The following is a 16,475-nucleotide window of genomic DNA, read 5'->3' on the forward strand; positions in this document are numbered from 1 at the left end:
ATTAATAACCGTCTGAGTCTAGATCAGGGCTAAACTCACGTGTCTCTAAGCGATGCACCGTTGTCGTAATATGCCTTTGCCCTTTTTCGTTCACGCTTAATTCAAGGTATCGCCAACCAGGCGAAACAGTATCTAATGCAAAATTCGTACAGTGCGGCTTAAATTGCACGCAAGTCGATGGGGTCGCTAATAAACGAATTCCATGCCAATTTTCATCCATTTCCTGATGAATGTGCCCGCAAAGCATCGCTTTCACGTTCGGATAATTTTTTAAATAATCCGCTAAGATATGTGAGTTTCTTAAACTGTGCTGATCAAGCCATGTACAGCCCGATGGCAGAGGGTGATGATGCAGCATCACTAATGTAGTGCGTTGTGGTTCCGCATCTAAACTCACTTTCATCCATTCCAACTGCTGCTCAGAAAGCTCTCCGTGAGGGACGTCTTGCAATTGGCTGTCCAGCATAAGAATTTGCCACTCGTCACCAATCAAGATTTGCTTCGCACTCGAAATCCCAGCCACTCGCAGGCTTTCGACCATTGCAGGAGGATAATCGTGATTTCCAGGGAGCCAAACACAAGGTGCAGGAATACGTTCGATGCCTTTTGCAAAGTGTTGATAAGCTTTTGGTGATTGGTCTTGAACCAAATCCCCTGTCGCAACGATCAAGTCAATTGGGAGATTTTGTGCTGCGATAGCATCAAGTACCGCCTGATAGCTTCGATACGTATTTACACCTAAAAGGGTGTTTTCTGTATCAGCAAACAGATGCGTATCAGTAACCTGTAAAATTCTCACTACATTAGAGTGCTTTGCAGTCACTTCAAGCTGGCTATCCAAAAGTCTTCCTTTTCCATAAATATTGTTTATGCCTAATCTATTCTATTCATTACAACTATACAAAAACTCAACACACTTGCAGTTCACCTATCTAACTTATGAATTCTTTTCATAACACCCTAAAACAACACGCTGAATTACGCTAAATAATTCAAATTACAAGAAGGCGGCAATCGGAGCTATCCCAAGGAGCATACATAAGTATGTGACTTGGGTTGCGCAGTGTAGCCAACACACTTGCAACTTGCTGTAAAACCTAACTTATTACACGTATTGAACAACTACGCGCCCTAGCAATGCACTGAATTACTCTAAATAATTCGAGTTGCAAGAAGGCGGCAAGCTAAGCAAGCCCAAGGAGCATACATAAGTATGTGACTTGGGTTGCGCAGTGCAGCCAACACACTTGCAGCTTGCTGTAAAACCTAACTTATTACACGTATTGAACAACTACGCGCCCTAGCAATGCACTGAATTACTCTAAATAATTCGAGTTGCAAGAAGGCGGCAAGCTAAGCAAGCCCAAGGTGCATACATAAGTATGTGACTTGGGTTGCGCAGTGTAGCCAACACACTTGCAACTTGCTGTAAAACCTAACTTATTACACGTATTGAACAACTACGCGCCCTAGCAATGCACTGAATTACTCTAAATAATTCAAGTTGCAAGAAGGCGGCAAGCTAAGCAAGCCCAAGGAGCATACATAAGTATGTGACTTGGGTTGCGCAGTGTAGCCAACACACTTGCAGCTTGAAGTATGACGAGTAATTGAAGTATGACGAGTAATTAGTTAAATATCTGCTAATCAGCACACACTTCACTAGATTAATTGTTCTTTAAGATAGTTTCATCCATTTTTCATTAAGTTTTTGATAGTTGAGCTGTAGCCACTGAATGGCAATGACTGTTGCTGCATTATCAATTGTGCCATTTTCTACCCACTGGTATGCCTTTTCTCTGCTAATAACGTGAACTTTGATATCTTCGTTTTCTGAGGCTAAACCGTGGATACCTTCAGCTTGAGTGCTATCGACTTCGCCAACAAATACGTGCATGCGCTCTGTTGTCCCGCCAGGGCTTGAAAGGTAGCTGAGCGCTTTTTCCGCATGGCGGATCTCAAGGCCCGCTTCTTCTATTGCTTCACGGCGAATGACCTCTTCTGGGGATTCATTTTCTTCAATCATCCCTGCTACGGCTTCGAGCAACCACGGCGTTTCGCTGGTTTCTATTGCTGGAAAGCGAATTTGTTCAATTAGCACAACATTATCGGTTTGCGGATCATAGGGTAAAACAACACCCGCGTGACCACGTTCAAAAACTTCACGGCAAATTTCGTTACTCCATCCACCAGCAAACAATTTGTGGCGAAATCGGTATTCCATCATTTGAAAAAAACCGTTAAATAATTTACGCTTGGATATAATTTCAACATCATTTTTGCCATATTTAATTGGCTGTTCTATTTTATTTGTCATTGCATTCTCCAAACACACTGATTTCCATCTTAAGGAAATAATTGTGGATTAAAACTGTTTTTAAGGTTTTTTAACCTCAGATGAGGTAATGTTTAATAAAATTGAGACAAAATGGCACAAAAGGCTACCGTGAATTCAAACGAACCTCTGCTACAATAAGCGCCATTATTCAAATCTAAGAGCAACATAGGGTCTGTTTTTTTATGATTGTCTCTAAAACGCATATTTTTATATCAAAGGCCTCAATTAGGCATGGTACGTTTTAGGCAACAGGCTCAACTTAATTTGCTGTTTAATCAAGGAATCAAAATGAAGAAACTGCTTCCCCTTTTAATTGCGATGAGTTTTGTGGGTCTCAGTACCAATAGCTACGCAGACGATTTACTGCAGGTTTACCAAAAATCGAAAGAAAGTAACCCTGAGTTAAGAAAATCATTAGCTGAACGTAATCAAGCTTTTGAAAAAATTAATGAAGCTCGCAGCCCATTATTACCTCAATTAGGTTTAGGCGCAGGGGCAAGTTACGGTAGTGGTTACCGCGATGCGAATAACACCGAAAGTACCGGTTTAAATGCATCACTGAAATTAACGCAAACTGTTTTTGACATGTCGAAATGGCGTCAACTGACGATTCAAGAAAAAACGGCTGGGATTTCTGATGTCACTTACCAGACTAGCCAGCAACAATTAATTTTAGATACCGCAACTGCTTACTTTAACGTTTTAAAAGCAATTGACGCGCTATCTTATATTGAAGCCAATAAAGAAGCGGTTTACCGCCAATTAGACCAAGTTACTCAACGTTTTAACGTTGGCCTTGTGGCGATTACTGACGTGCAAAACGCCCGTGCAAACTACGATAGCGTTATCGCACAAGAAGTTGCAGGTCGTAACGACTTAGAAAATGCGATTGAAAAACTGCGTCAAGTCAGCGGTGTATACTATAACCAACTGGCATCTTTAAATATCGAGCGCTTTAAAACCACTGAGTTGGGCGACATCAACGCTATCTTAAAAGAAGCAGAAGAGCGCAACCTTAGCTTATTAAGTGCACGTTTGGCTCAAGACGTTTCTCGTGAAAATATCCGTTTAGCAGAAACAGGCCATATGCCAACGGTGAGTCTTGATGCATCAACCGCAGTAACCAATACCTATAACCATGGTAGTGGTTACAACAATAGCTTAACAGGTAAAGGTGCAAGCAACAGTTATAATGGGCAAAACAGCATTGGCTTAAACTTAAGCATTCCTTTATACACGGGTGGTGCAACGAGTTCACAAGTTGAACAAGCACAATACGGTTTCCAAGGTGCGAGTGAGCAACTGGAAAGTGTTTACCGTAACGTGGTTCAGTTAGTTCGTTCATCATTTAATAACGTCTCTTCATCTATCAGTAGCATCAATGCATACAAACAAGTGGTTGTGTCTGCACAAAGCTCATTAGATGCGATGGAAGCAGGTTACCAAGTGGGTACACGTACAATTGTTGACGTATTAACATCAACAACTGCGCTGTACCAAGCGAAGCAAAATCTGTCTAACGCACGTTATGACTATATGATTAACCAACTGAATATTGAATTTGCTCGCGGCACATTAAACGAAGATGACATTGCACGCTTAAATGCTAACTTAGGTAAAGAAATTTCCACTGAGCCAAGCAGCATTATCCGTAATACCAATGCCCCTAAAATTAAATAATTTGATCGTTTAGTTTTAGATAAATAGAATGACCCGCTGTTTTGGCGGGTTATTTTTTATCAAAGCATAAAGAAAACCCTCTAAATCACTCGTTTTGCTTCAATTGAATCAGTTAAAACAGTTTTCCCTTCCCTCACTTATAAAATTCAGTTAATTCTCACTTTAGTTATTATTAAATAGCTCAAAAAACAAGCTTAAATTAATTCATTGATATTCAATGGAAATACTCCATTTCTTTTTCAGTTTTAATCAACCTTTCCTCAAAAAAGAGAAGAAAGTTACAAAAATGATAATTTCAATCTATTTCCTCTATATTTCTGCTTTAATTTTCAGCGTTTATCCCCTATCCTAGAGGTAACTTATAAAACATCTTACTTAAATTTTATTCAGGGTAATTACCATGACCATGAAGCGTACTAAAGATATTAATCAAAACGCCTTCCGCAAGTCTTGGCGTTCATACCGTTTAGCGCCTGTTGCTGTTGCTGTCAGTGCCGTATTTATGCTTTCTGCCTGTGAAGAAAGCGATGAAACGGTATCTCTGTATACCAATGCACAAGATTGTAGCCAAGCGAACCCATCTCAAGCAGAACAGTGCACGTTGGCTTATAACAATGCATTACAAGAAGCGGCAAAAACTGCACCTAAATATGCAACACAAGCTGACTGTATTGCTGAATTTGGTGAGTCTATGTGTACTCAAGCCCCTGCCCAAGCAGGTCTTGCAGGTACAAGTTCAACCAATGGCGAGCAAACTGCACAAGCACAAAGCAGCGGCGGCAGCATGTGGATGCCATTAATGATGGGTTATATGATGGGTCGTATGATGGGCGGTAGCGCAGCATCTCAGCCGTTGTTTAGCTCGAAAAACCCAGCAAGTCCTGCAAACGGCAAATTTGTCGATGCATCAGGTAAAAGCTATGGCCCTGCGGTTGCAGGTGGTCGTTCAATGAGCGTACCAAAAACCGCAATGGCACCAAAGCCACCGACCACATCAACCGTCACTCGTGGTGGTTTTGGTGACACTGTTAATAAACAAGCGATGGCACAACGTTCGTCTTCATCTGCAAAATCAACTTCTTCTTCCCGCTCAATGGGTGGTTGATCAGTAATGAAACGAGTTCCCATTGTTGAGCGCCCAAATTGGCGCGAAAAAGCCTCCGAGTTTGGTTTTGAATTTCACACCATGTACGGCGAGCCGTACTGGTCTGAAGATGCGTATTATCAATTCACTATGGCACAGATCGAAGAGATTGAAGATGCAACCGCTGAACTGCATCAAATGTGCCTAAAAGTGGTTGAGCGTGTTATTGAAAGTGATGAATTACTCGCACGTTTTCAAATTCCTAAGCACTGCTGGGAATTTGTTCGTAGTTCTTGGAAAAGTGAGCAGCCTTCACTGTATTCAAGGCTTGATCTTGCCTACGACGGAGTTAATCCTCCTAAGTTACTGGAAAATAACGCAGACACGCCAACGTCTTTATATGAATCTGCATTCTTCCAATGGATCTGGTTAGAAGATCAAATTGAAGCTGGTAAGCTGCCTGAAAATGCGGATCAATTTAACAGCATTCAAGAACAGTTGATCGAGCGTTTTACTCAGCTTAAAGATCAACACGGTTTCCGTTTGCTGCATATGTCTTGCTGTCGTGATACAGAAGAAGACCGTGGCACAGTACAATATTTACAAGACTGTGCCAACGAAGCGGGTGTTGCTACCGAGTTCTTATATATCGATGAAATCGGTTTAGGTGAAAGAGGCGAATTCACTGATACGCAAGATCAGGTTATCAGTAATCTGTTTAAGCTGTATCCATGGGAATTTATGCTGCGTGAAATTTTTTCTACCAAACTGCAAGATGCTGGTGTTCGCTGGTTAGAGCCTGCATGGAAGAGCATTATTTCAAACAAAGCATTGCTGCCGATGTTATGGGAAATGTTCCCAGATCATCCTAACCTACTCCCAGCCTATTTTGCGGATGGTAAAACGCAGCCAGAGCTCGATAAGTACGTGATTAAACCACTATTTTCCCGTGAAGGTGCTAATATCCGTATTATTGAAAATGGCAAAGAAATTGCCGCTGCGGATGGCCCATATGGTGAAGAAGGGATGATTATTCAACAATTCCACCCACTACCGAAATTTGAAGGTAGCTATACCTTAGTCGGGAGTTGGTTGGTAAATGATCAACCTGCTGGAATTTGTATTCGTGAAGATAAAGAGCTGATCACCCAAGATCTGTCCCGCTTTTATCCACATACGATCATAGACTGATCAATAGCTAGATCACAAAAGCCCAAGCAATTGATTTTGTTTGGGCTTTTTTATGTCTTAAAAAAATATGACAACCTAAAATATCCGTACGGTTGGCTCGAAATATGACGACAATATTCCTATAAACACAACGAAGGCATTCCTCTAAATAGTTCGAGTTAGCGCAAGGCGGCAAAACAAAGCTATCCCTAGGAGCATACATAAGTATGTGACTAGGGTAGCTGCGTGAAGCCAACGTAGTGATTACTCGAAATATGACGACAATATTCCTATAAACACAACGAAGGCATTCCTCTAAATAGTTCGAGTTAGCGCAAGGCGACAAAACAAAGCTATCCCTAGGAGCATACATAAGTATGTGACTAGGGTAACTGCGTGAAGCCAACGTAGTGATCACTCGAAATATGACGACAATATTCCTATAAACACAACGAAGGCATTCCTCTAAATAGTTCGAGTTAGCGCAAGGCGGCAAAACAAAGCTATCCCTAGGAGCATACATAAGTATGTGACTAGGGTAGCTGCGTGAAGCCAACGTAGTGATCACTCGAAATATGACGACAATATTCCTATAAACACAACGAAGGCATTCCTCTAAATAGTTCGAGTTAGCGCAAGGCGGCAAAACAAAGCTATCCCTTGGAGCATACATAAGTATGTGACTAAGGTAACTGCGTGAAGCCAACGTAGTGATCACTCGAAATATGACGACAATATTCCTATAAACACAACGAAGGCATTCCTCTAAATAGTTCGAGTTAGCGCAAGGCGGCAAAACAAAGCTATCCCTAGGAGCATACATAAGTATGTGACTAGGGTAGCTGCGTGAAGCCAACGTAGTGATTACTCGAAATATGACGAGGAAGAGCCGACGATGACCGACAACATACTCAACGATGCCGATACAATTCCTTCAATCGGAGTGCTTACCTCTTCTTCACCATCCCAAGTGCCTAAAATTGGTAAAATAGGCAAGTAGTGTTCCACCGATGGGTTTGATAATTTGCCATCTTCCCTTTCTAACCCTTTAGTTAGTGGATGTGGGATCGCTTTACTTTGCAAGTTATCGTAGACAAACTGTTCAAAAGACAAAGCCCATGGATAAGGCTCTGCTTGGTCATTTTGCCAGTTCATAGCACGAAGATTGTGCACCACATTGCCACTGCCCATAATCAATACACCTTGCTCTCTGAGTATCGCTAACTTCTTGCCTAATTCATGGTGCCAAGTTGCAGGTTTTGTGCCATCAATGCTTAGCTGGATCACGGGAATATCTGCCTCTGGGTACATGCGTACTAAAATTTCCCATGTCCCGTGGTCAAGCCCCCACTCTTCCTTATCAAGGAAAATAGGTTCTGGTGCGAGTAAATCTGCAACTTGCTGGGCAAGTTCTGGTGAACCTGGCGCTGGGTATTCAATTTGGTATAACGCCTCTGGAAACCCACCAAAATCATGGATAGTTTTAGGCTTTAACATCGAGGTCACTGCCGTGCCGCGCGTATACCAGTGCGCTGAAATCACCAATATCGCGTTTGGACGAGGTAAGGTTTTGCCGAGCTGCTCCCATGCTTTGGTATAAGGATTATCCTCTATCGCATTCATTGGGCTACCGTGGCCTATGAAAATCGCGGGGATCTTGTTATTCACGACTGAAGTATTTACCGACATGATGATTTCAACTCCAACTCAATTAATTTCTGCTTACAGCATACGCTTTTGTGCAAAAAACACAGTGGCCTAATTATGAGTATGATCATCAAAAAAATTGAAAAGGCCACGAGGTGTGCAACTCAGTGGCCTTCATAAGATTCTATATGCTGAACGTACTATCAATAAATTAGCTAAAATTAGCCCATTTATATTTAAGTTTAAAAAACGAACTCTTCCTCAAAATACGACGAAGACATTCCTCTAAATAGTTCGAGTTGTGGCTAGGCGGCAAACGAAGTCATTCTTAGGAGCATACATTAGTATGTGACTAAGATGACTAAGATGACTAAGATGACTAAGAGAAGCCAACACCACCACAGCTTGAAATACGACGAAGACATTCCTCTAAATAGTTCGAATTGTGGCTAGGCGGCAAACGAAGTCATTCTTAGGAGCATACATTAGTCTGTGACTAAGATGACTAAGAGAAGCCAACACCACCACAGCTTGAAATATGACGAAGACATTCCTCTAAATAGTTCGAGTTGTGGCTAGGCGGCAAACGAAGTCATTCTTAGGAGCATACATTAGTCTGTGACTAAGATGACTAAGAGAAGCCAACACCACCACAGCTTGAAATATGACGAAGACATTCCTCTAAATAGTTCGAGTTGTGGCTAGGCGGCAAACGAAGTCATTCTTAGGAGCATACATTAGTCTGTGACTAAGATGACTAAGAGAAGCCAACACCACCACAGCTTGAAATATGACGAAGACATTCCTCTAAATAGTTCGAGTTGTGGCTAGGCGGCAAACGAAGTCATTCTTAGGAGCATACATTAGTCTGTGACTAAGATGACTAAGAGAAGCCAACACCACCACAGCTTGAAATATGACGAAGACATTCCTCTAAATAGTTCGAGTTGTGGCTAGGCGGCAAACGAAGTCATTCTTAGGAGCATACATTAGTATGTGACTAAGATGGCTAAGAGAAGCCAACAACGCCACAGCTCGAAATATGACGAGGATCAGCTCGCTTTCTTTTCATGCTGCAAACGATATTGTACTAAATCCTCGATAGTCACTACCGTCAAGCCATGTTGCTTACCAAAAGCCGCCACTTCTGGCGTACGCGCCATTGAGCCATCATCGTTGGTCAATTCACATAGCACACCCGCTGGCTTGAACCCTGCTAATGAGGCTAAATCGATAGACGCTTCTGTATGGCCACGGCGTGCTAATACACCACCTTCACGACCCCGTAATGGGAAAACGTGGCCTGGGTGGTTCAGGTCTGCTGGCACTGCGTTATCCGCAATCGCTGCACGAATGGTAGTAATACGGTCTGCAGCTGAAACGCCAGTGGTAACACCGTTTGCCGCTTCAATCGTCACAGTAAAGCCCGTTTGATTTTGGCTGGTGTTATTTTCTACCATCATTGGCAGTTCCAGTTTTTTGCGACACTCTTCAGTGATACACAGGCACACAATACCGCTGCTGTAGCGAATGGTGAATGCCATTTGCTCTGCAGTCATGGTTTCTGCTGCAAAAACTAAATCGCCTTCGTTCTCACGATCTTCATCGTCCAGAACAAGAACACCTTGGCCTTGGCGTAAAGCTTCGATAGCTTTTTCAACACGTTCGATTGGATTACCGAATTCGGAAAGTAGCGTATGATCCATGGTAAAAACCTCTTAAATAGTTATTAACTAGTTACCAGAATCAAGGCAGTCTTAGGATTACGAGAAATGATGAATAAATAAATCGCCCATAAGTGGCAATCTACCCATTCAGGTATGCAGAACATGATTGTGCATTACGGCACAAATATGCAGATACAGTTAATTCTCTCCCATCCGGACTATAACCGTCGGCTCCAGATTCACACTGGATCTGCTGACCTTTATCACTAAAATGATAAAGCGCTCGCGGGCTTCATGCGCGTTGCATGTTACCGCCGGTGGGGACTTTCACCCCGCCCTGAGATAAACGCAATTAATATAACGCCAATAATTCAACTACGCAACGGTGTCTTTCAAAACTGGCGAGCCTCTCACACTTTTGGCCAAAAAACATGAATAAAAACCTATAGTTATCAGGGGTAATTAAAATACAGGCATCACCTGTTACCACCAAGGCATAAAAAATCGCAATAAGACGTAAATTGTCCTAAATATCAGTCTAAACATCACACTTAACTAAAATAATTTATTGACTTGTATAATAATAACCAGCAATAAAAATGTCATTAAAGGAATACTAGGGTGAAAAAGTACCGTTTTATCTTTCCCATCTTTTTAGTCATCGGTCTCTTATTTTTGGTCGGAACTGCTTTTGCGCTTTATTCTGGTATGGATATGGCAAAAAATGGTATTAAAACAACAGGAATAGTCACCGATCTCGACATTAGTGTTTCGGAAGATAAATCAAAAACCTATTTCCCCATTATCGAGTTTACGACCCTAGAAAATCAACAAATTGAGTTTCGTTCATCAATGGGGAGTAGCGGTTATCGAAACAGCATCGGTCAATCCATTGATGTACTTTATAATCCAACAAATCCGCAAGATGCCATCATTGATTCACTCTTTGGTGTATATGGACTGAGTATCATTTTAGGTATTTTTGGCGGTGTATTTACGTTAATTGGTGGCATTCCTGTTATGTTCGGTATCACCAATAAGAAAAAAAGTACCCGTTTATTGCGCGAAGGTACGCCAATTCAAGTAAAAATCACAGGTGTTGAAGAAAATACTATGATCCAAGTGAATAGACGTTCTCCTTATCAAATTATTGCAGATGTCCATGATAAAAATACAAATACAATTAAGCGTTATAAAAGTGAGAATATTTATTTTGACCCATCCCCTTATATTGATAGGGAAAATGTGACTATCTATCTCGATAGAAGTAATGCCAATAAATACTATATGGACATCCGTTTTTTACCTGAATTGAAATAACGTTAAACTGACCATCTTGGGTAATTCCGCCTTCAAGGTGGTCATTTCTCCTTCAGTCTCATCCCCCTTGCCTCCTTGTGCTCCAAGTATCATAAGGAAACAGGAAAAGAGTTTATTACCGCGACAAGAGGTATTACACTACCCCCAACTCATTTCTCAAAAAATTTAAGGACCCGCGAATGCTCGATCCGAAAAAACTTGAACAAGTTGCTCGCCAAATTCAAGGTGCTTTACCCCAAGGCGTACGTGATTTAGGTGAAGATTTTGATAAAAAACTGCGCTCACTGTTACAGTCACAACTTGGCAAATTAGACTTAGTCAGTCGCGAAGAGTTTGATATTCAAACTCAAGTGTTGTTACGCACTCGCGAAAAATTAGCCAAAATGGAACAACGCATTAGCGCCCTTGAAGCCAGCCTAAGTACTGAAGAAAAAACAGCTGAGTAAACCGAACAGTGACGCCCTAATTGGCGTCACATTTTTATTTATTAGACACTAACTCGCGTTCTAATAACTGTACGATATACTGGTTTTTAGAGATATTATGCGCGGCTGTCGCAGCATTTAAATAAGCTTCCAAACGGCTAGGGTAACGTAACGTAAATGACTTCACCGTGCCTTCATCTTTAAATGGCGGTATTCCTTCCTCACGACAGCTTTCAATATAATCACTTAATGAGATTTGCCCTTCTTTTTTCAGCCCTTCAATACTATCGGAAACAAAATCGCAATAACCGCCCACATCCAAAAACTGGCCGCGAAAGGCTTTAATGTCCGCTTCATAGGTGACAGAAGCAGGATGCCCATTAATTGTCATGACATTACTGCTTTTAATCATATTCTACCCCTATTATATTTTCTAACCATTCACGTAACCCATTAACAGCGCCGTGATCCATTGCCATTTTTAATTTTACCGCCTAGATGATTGATTAAACTGATCACCTCATCCCATCTAATGGCTGATTTAGGTGGGATAGTCAGTATATCAACCATGGTTTTCCGGTGCTTAGCACTCAATTCCCTGATTTTGATCATCGTCTATTCCATGACGCCCTTAACTAATATCAAATTAAAATAAAAAAACAATGACGTCAACATGTGACGTCATTGTTTTTTAAACGTTGAATAATAAAAAACCCAGCTTTAGCAATATCACCAAAGCTGGGTTATCAATAATTAACGAACTAATCAGTGATTAGCTGGTTTTCATAATATTTTTAATAATGTTCGTCGTTGAAATGCCATCTTCGAAATTAAGCACTTTAACTTCACCACCCGCAGCCCAAACCTCAGCACTGCCTGCAATGTCTTCTGGGCGATAATCACCACCTTTAACCAGAATGTCAGGGAGAACTTCAGCAATTAAACGTTGCGGTGTGTCCTCTTCGAAAGCGACAACCCAATCCACCGCACCTAGTGCACCTAAAACCGTCATGCGCTGCTCTAATGGGTTTACAGGGCGTGTTTCACCTTTAAGTCGACGAGTTGATGCATCGCTATTTACCGCAACAATCAGTCTATCACCCAATTTACGTGCATTGGCTAAATAGGAAACATGGCCTGCGTGCAGAATATCAAAACATCCGTTCGTCATCACTACACGCTCCCCACGTTGCCTTGCATTGGCAACCGCTTGTTTGAGTTCGCTTTCAGTCATGACACCAAACCCCGTATCCGCACGGCCACGGATCGCGTTTTCCAATTCGATTGGAGAAACAGTGGATGTTCCTAATTTGCCGACAACAACGCCAGCGGCGGCATTCGCTAATGCGCACGCTTCATGTAGCGGACGACCAGAAGCAATTGATGCCGCTAATACACCAATCACCGTATCACCTGCACCTGTCACATCAAACACTTCTTGTGCCTGTGTCGGTAAATGTAATGGCGCTTCATCACGGCGAATAAGGCTCATGCCTTGCTCTGAGCGCGTAATCAATAATGCTTTTAATTCCAAGGTATTAAGTAACGCCATCCCTTTTTCTTCAACATCTTGATTTGTCTTGCAAGGCCCAACGATGGCCTCAAATTCAGACATGTTTGGCGTCAATAATGTTGCACCACGGTAGCGTTCAAAATTGTTCCCTTTCGGGTCAATCAATACAGGTACCCCCGCTTTATTCGCTAGCGCGATCATTTTTTCAACGTGAGTTAATGCCCCTTTCGCATAGTCAGATAGCACTAATGCACCGATGTGCGGCAACGCTTGCTCGATACGCTCTAAAACGGGTGCCACATCGACATTGTCGAAACCTTCTTCAAAATCAAGACGGATCAGTTGCTGGTTACGAGACAAAACGCGTAATTTTGTAATCGTTGGATGCGTTGGAATAGCAACAAAATCGCAGCGGACTTGTACAGCATTTAAGTTTTCTGTCAATGCTTTCGCCGCATCATCAATCCCTGTTAAGCCGACAAGGCGGGAATTTGCACCTAGCGATGCAATATTCATCGCAACGTTAGCTGCTCCGCCTGGACGCTCTTCAACCATCGTTACTTTAACCACTGGTACAGGGGCTTCAGGAGAAATACGGTTTGCGGGACCATGCCAATAACGGTCTAACATCACGTCGCCAACCACCAGCACACCGGCTTTTTTGTAATCCGGAAGAGTTACTTTCATCCTGCACTCCAGTTTTAAAAAGGAAATTTGATCATAATTAGCGAAATATTAGCATATTGCACTAATTAGCTAAATAAAATACGTTTTAACTCATTCACCAAGCCATTTTTTCCAGCTAGCTAACACTTGCTCACGTTGCGGTGCAAATTGGCGCATATCCACGCGACTTGGTAATGATTGCAAAGCTAAGTGATGAAGTTCATTGCGCATGGCGACGTATGCTTGGGTTAATGCGTTGGCTTCTTCTTCCGACATAAAATCGTACTGTGCCATCAGTTCAAAAATCCGCACGTTGTCTGACCAGCTTGTTAACGCCTTGTTTTGCGAAGCAAAACGTAATACTAAATATTGCGCAATAAACTCAATATCCGTGATCCCACCAGGGTCAGCCTTTAAATCAAACTCATTAGCTTGGTGGCTACCTAAATGTTGGTGCATTTTCACTCGCATATCCCGCACTTGCTGTTGCAGTGTGTGTGCATCTCTCGGCAAGCACAAGGTTTCATGGCGAATTCGGGTAAATTGCTGTTGTAATTCAGCGTCGCCAAACACCATCCGAGCACGAATAAGTGCTTGGTGTTCCCACGTCCATGCATCATTTTTTTGGTAATCATCAAAAGATTGAATGGTACTGACCAACATCCCTGACTCCCCCGATGGCCTTAAGCGAGCATCCACTTCATACAAAATCCCTGATGCCGTGCGCGTACTGAATAAGTGAATAATTCGCTGCGCAACACGCAAATAAAACTGCCTTGCATCAATAGCGCGTTCACCATTAGTGACCACATTTAATGGGCAATCAAACAGAAAAACCAAATCTAAATCAGAGCTATAGCCTAGCTCCCAACCACCTAACTTGCCGTAGCCTAATACAGCAAACCCATATTGCTTGCTATCACCCTGCGCTAAATGGGCAGGTTCACCGTAGCGTTTCACCATTTTTTGCCAGGCCTGATGAACAACGGCATCAATAATGGCTTCTGCAAGGTAGGTTAGGTGATCGCTCACTTTCATGACAGGCAGTACACCTGAAATATCTTCTGCCGCAATACGTAAAAGCTGCGCCTGTTTAAATTGACGCAACGCTTCCAATTGTTGCTCTTCATCTTCTTCAGGTACACGCATCAAATATTGGCGTAATTCGTCGCGGTAAGCCGTTAATGGAAGGGGTTGATAAAGGGATTTCGGGTCAAGAAGTTCATCAAGAAGTAATGGGTGACGAGATAGCTGCTCGGCAATCATTGGAGAGGCAGCACACAAACGGATAACGTGGGTCAGTACCTCATCAAATTCAAGCATCAACTCAAGGTAAGTCGTTCTACTCACGATGCTTAGCAATAGCGGTGTAATACGCTCAATAACTTGCCCTGCATCATCTCGCTCACCAATTTTCGCCAATAATTTCGGCATGAGTTCATCAAGCACATCGCGCCCTCTTGGCCCGATGGTTCGCTTGTTCAGGTCATGGCGGAACATTAAAATACCATGAATAATCCGCTGTGCAATGTCTTCATCCTGAGAGGGTAAATAGGCAGCAAGTTCTTCTTTGGACAGGTCGCTTTGCCATAACGTGATGTAAATTTCATCAAAGTTATCTGCATCTTCGTCATCATCATCTTGCCCAATTTGCTCAGCAAATATTTGGTGGACAGCCGCCATTTTTTGGCTTAAAGACGCGTAAAAGTCCGCCCAGCAGGCAAAATTCATCCCCCACGCTAAACGCGTTTGGTTGAGCGCATCATCAGGTAGAGTCTGAGTTTGTTGATCGTCGATACTCTGCAGTAAATTTTCTATTCTACGCAGGAAAATGTAGCTATCTTGTAGGATATCGAGCTGATTATCGGGTAATAAAGCGAGTTCGCGGATCCCCTGAAACGTGCTAAACAGCGATTGTGATTGTAAAACGGGTTCTCGCCCACCACGGATCAGCTGAAAAACTTGGGAGATAAATTCTATTTCACGGATCCCTCCAGCCCCCAGTTTGATGTTATTCACCAAACCACGGCGGCGAACCTCTCGCTCAATCATATTTTTCATATTGCGCAGAGACTGAATCACACTAAAATCAATATAGCGGCGATAGACAAACGGGCGCAGTAATTTGCGTAGGCCTTCAGCGTAATGCAGGCTATCGGGCCCCATAATCCTCGCTTTAACCATCGCATAACGTTCCCAATCGCGCCCTTGCTCTTGGTAATAATCTTCCAATGCGGAAAAACTAAATACTAGCGGACCACTGTCGCCAAAAGGCCGTAAACGCATGTCCACCCGATAAACAAAGCCATGGACAGTGACTTGATCGAGCATGCGAATCAGTTTTTGCCCTAAACGAGTAAAGAATTGAGCGTTATCCAATTCTTTACGGCCGCCTTGTGTGACACCGTTTTCAGGGTAAGCAAAAATCAGGTCAATATCGGAAGAAAAATTCAGCTCTCTTCCTCCCAGTTTTCCCATCCCTAGCACCAATAGCGGCTGTGGTTTTCCTTCGTGATTACAAGGGGTTCCCCACTGCTGACTATATTCCTGATACAGCCAGTCCCTTGCAGCAACAATCAAGGTTTCTGCTAACACACTCAGTTGGTAAATGGTGTCTTGTTGCGAACACTCTGCCAATACTTGCATCCACGTACAGCGCACTAACATTTGGTGACGAAACGTGCGCAGCACCTGCATTAAATGATCTTCGCTTGAAACAGATGAAACACTGTCCGCAAGCCAAGTTGCATAATATTGCCACTCATCGGCCTTTGGTGGATTCGTGCGGATATCCAATAAAAACCGTGAATGGGCAAGAACCTGTTTAAGTGCAAAATCACTAAAAGAGAGTACTTGTGCTTCATCTTCACTCAAAGGCAATAAACCAGGCGCTTGGTTAGCTAACTGATTTAAAACACGTTCTTTTTGGGCTTGCAGTAAATCAGGCAGTGGATGCATATTGTTC

The 16,475-nt window shown here is 42.6% G+C and carries 12 protein-coding genes and 1 riboswitch; of the genes, 5 read left to right on the forward strand and 7 right to left on the reverse strand.

What is annotated here, in order from left to right; translation table 11 throughout:
• Position 1: 1 nt before the first annotated feature.
• Positions 2-841, reverse strand: a complete 840-nt coding sequence (gene cpdA, locus M1F05_RS16800; RefSeq protein WP_206083698.1) for a 3',5'-cyclic-AMP phosphodiesterase — start codon at positions 839-841, stop codon at positions 2-4.
• An 837-nt stretch (positions 842-1,678) separates the two neighbouring features.
• Positions 1,679-2,317 (reverse strand): ADP-ribose diphosphatase, encoded by a 639-nt coding sequence (nudF, locus tag M1F05_RS16805; RefSeq protein ID WP_206083697.1) that lies wholly within the window; start codon positions 2,315-2,317, stop codon positions 1,679-1,681.
• Between the two features lie 309 nt (positions 2,318-2,626).
• Between nudF and tolC the strand changes: the two genes are divergently transcribed.
• The 3 genes from tolC to M1F05_RS16820 all read left to right on the forward strand — a co-directional run bounded on the left by tolC (position 2,627) and on the right by M1F05_RS16820 (position 6,293).
• Positions 2,627-4,018 carry an outer membrane channel protein TolC gene (gene tolC / locus M1F05_RS16810; protein ID WP_206083696.1) on the forward strand — a complete coding sequence of 464 codons (1,392 nt, stop codon included), beginning with the start codon at positions 2,627-2,629 and terminating at the stop codon, positions 4,016-4,018.
• 400 nt (positions 4,019-4,418) lie between these two features.
• Positions 4,419-5,123 (forward strand): DUF1190 family protein, encoded by a 705-nt coding sequence (locus tag M1F05_RS16815; RefSeq protein ID WP_047755625.1) that lies wholly within the window; start codon positions 4,419-4,421, stop codon positions 5,121-5,123.
• 6 nt (positions 5,124-5,129) lie between these two features.
• Positions 5,130-6,293, forward strand: a complete 1,164-nt coding sequence (locus M1F05_RS16820; RefSeq protein ID WP_206083695.1) for a glutathionylspermidine synthase family protein — start codon at positions 5,130-5,132, stop codon at positions 6,291-6,293.
• An 843-nt stretch (positions 6,294-7,136) separates the two neighbouring features.
• Here the strand turns inward: M1F05_RS16820 and ygiD are convergent.
• Together ygiD and ribB are read right to left on the reverse strand one after the other, a co-directional pair.
• The gene (gene ygiD, locus M1F05_RS16825; RefSeq protein WP_206083694.1) at positions 7,137-7,961 is read right to left on the reverse strand and encodes a 4,5-DOPA dioxygenase extradiol; all 825 of its coding nucleotides are present in this window, start codon (positions 7,959-7,961) and stop codon (positions 7,137-7,139) included.
• A gap of 1,010 nt (positions 7,962-8,971) precedes the next feature.
• The gene (gene ribB, locus M1F05_RS16830) at positions 8,972-9,625 is read right to left on the reverse strand and encodes a 3,4-dihydroxy-2-butanone-4-phosphate synthase (protein WP_206083693.1); all 654 of its coding nucleotides are present in this window, start codon (positions 9,623-9,625) and stop codon (positions 8,972-8,974) included.
• A 158-nt stretch (positions 9,626-9,783) separates the two neighbouring features.
• Positions 9,784-9,934, reverse strand: a riboswitch (FMN riboswitch).
• A 273-nt stretch (positions 9,935-10,207) separates the two neighbouring features.
• Here ribB and M1F05_RS16835 point away from each other — a divergent pair.
• Together M1F05_RS16835 and ubiK are read left to right on the forward strand one after the other, a co-directional pair.
• Complete coding sequence (locus M1F05_RS16835) at positions 10,208-10,906, forward strand: DUF3592 domain-containing protein (protein ID WP_206083692.1); 699 nt, start codon at positions 10,208-10,210, stop codon at positions 10,904-10,906.
• Positions 10,907-11,085: 179 nt separating this feature from the next.
• Positions 11,086-11,352 (forward strand): ubiquinone biosynthesis accessory factor UbiK, encoded by a 267-nt coding sequence (gene ubiK / locus M1F05_RS16840; RefSeq protein ID WP_206083691.1) that lies wholly within the window; start codon positions 11,086-11,088, stop codon positions 11,350-11,352.
• Between the two features lie 34 nt (positions 11,353-11,386).
• Here ubiK and M1F05_RS16845 read toward each other — a convergent pair whose 3' ends face one another.
• The 3 genes from M1F05_RS16845 to glnE form a co-directional block, all read right to left on the reverse strand.
• Positions 11,387-11,743, reverse strand: coding sequence for a type II toxin-antitoxin system HicB family antitoxin (locus M1F05_RS16845; protein WP_206083690.1), 357 nt, complete (start codon positions 11,741-11,743; stop codon positions 11,387-11,389).
• 360 nt (positions 11,744-12,103) lie between these two features.
• On the reverse strand, positions 12,104-13,531 hold the full coding sequence (hldE, locus tag M1F05_RS16855; protein ID WP_206083689.1) for a bifunctional D-glycero-beta-D-manno-heptose-7-phosphate kinase/D-glycero-beta-D-manno-heptose 1-phosphate adenylyltransferase HldE: 1,428 nt from the start codon (positions 13,529-13,531) through the stop codon (positions 12,104-12,106).
• A 90-nt stretch (positions 13,532-13,621) separates the two neighbouring features.
• The gene (gene glnE, locus M1F05_RS16860; protein ID WP_206083688.1) at positions 13,622-16,468 is read right to left on the reverse strand and encodes a bifunctional [glutamate--ammonia ligase]-adenylyl-L-tyrosine phosphorylase/[glutamate--ammonia-ligase] adenylyltransferase; all 2,847 of its coding nucleotides are present in this window, start codon (positions 16,466-16,468) and stop codon (positions 13,622-13,624) included.
• Positions 16,469-16,475: the final 7 nt, after the last annotated feature.

Source organism: Providencia sp. PROV252, assembly GCF_033676005.1.
In the GTDB taxonomy this organism is placed as follows: Bacteria; Pseudomonadota; Gammaproteobacteria; order Enterobacterales; family Enterobacteriaceae; genus Providencia; species Providencia vermicola.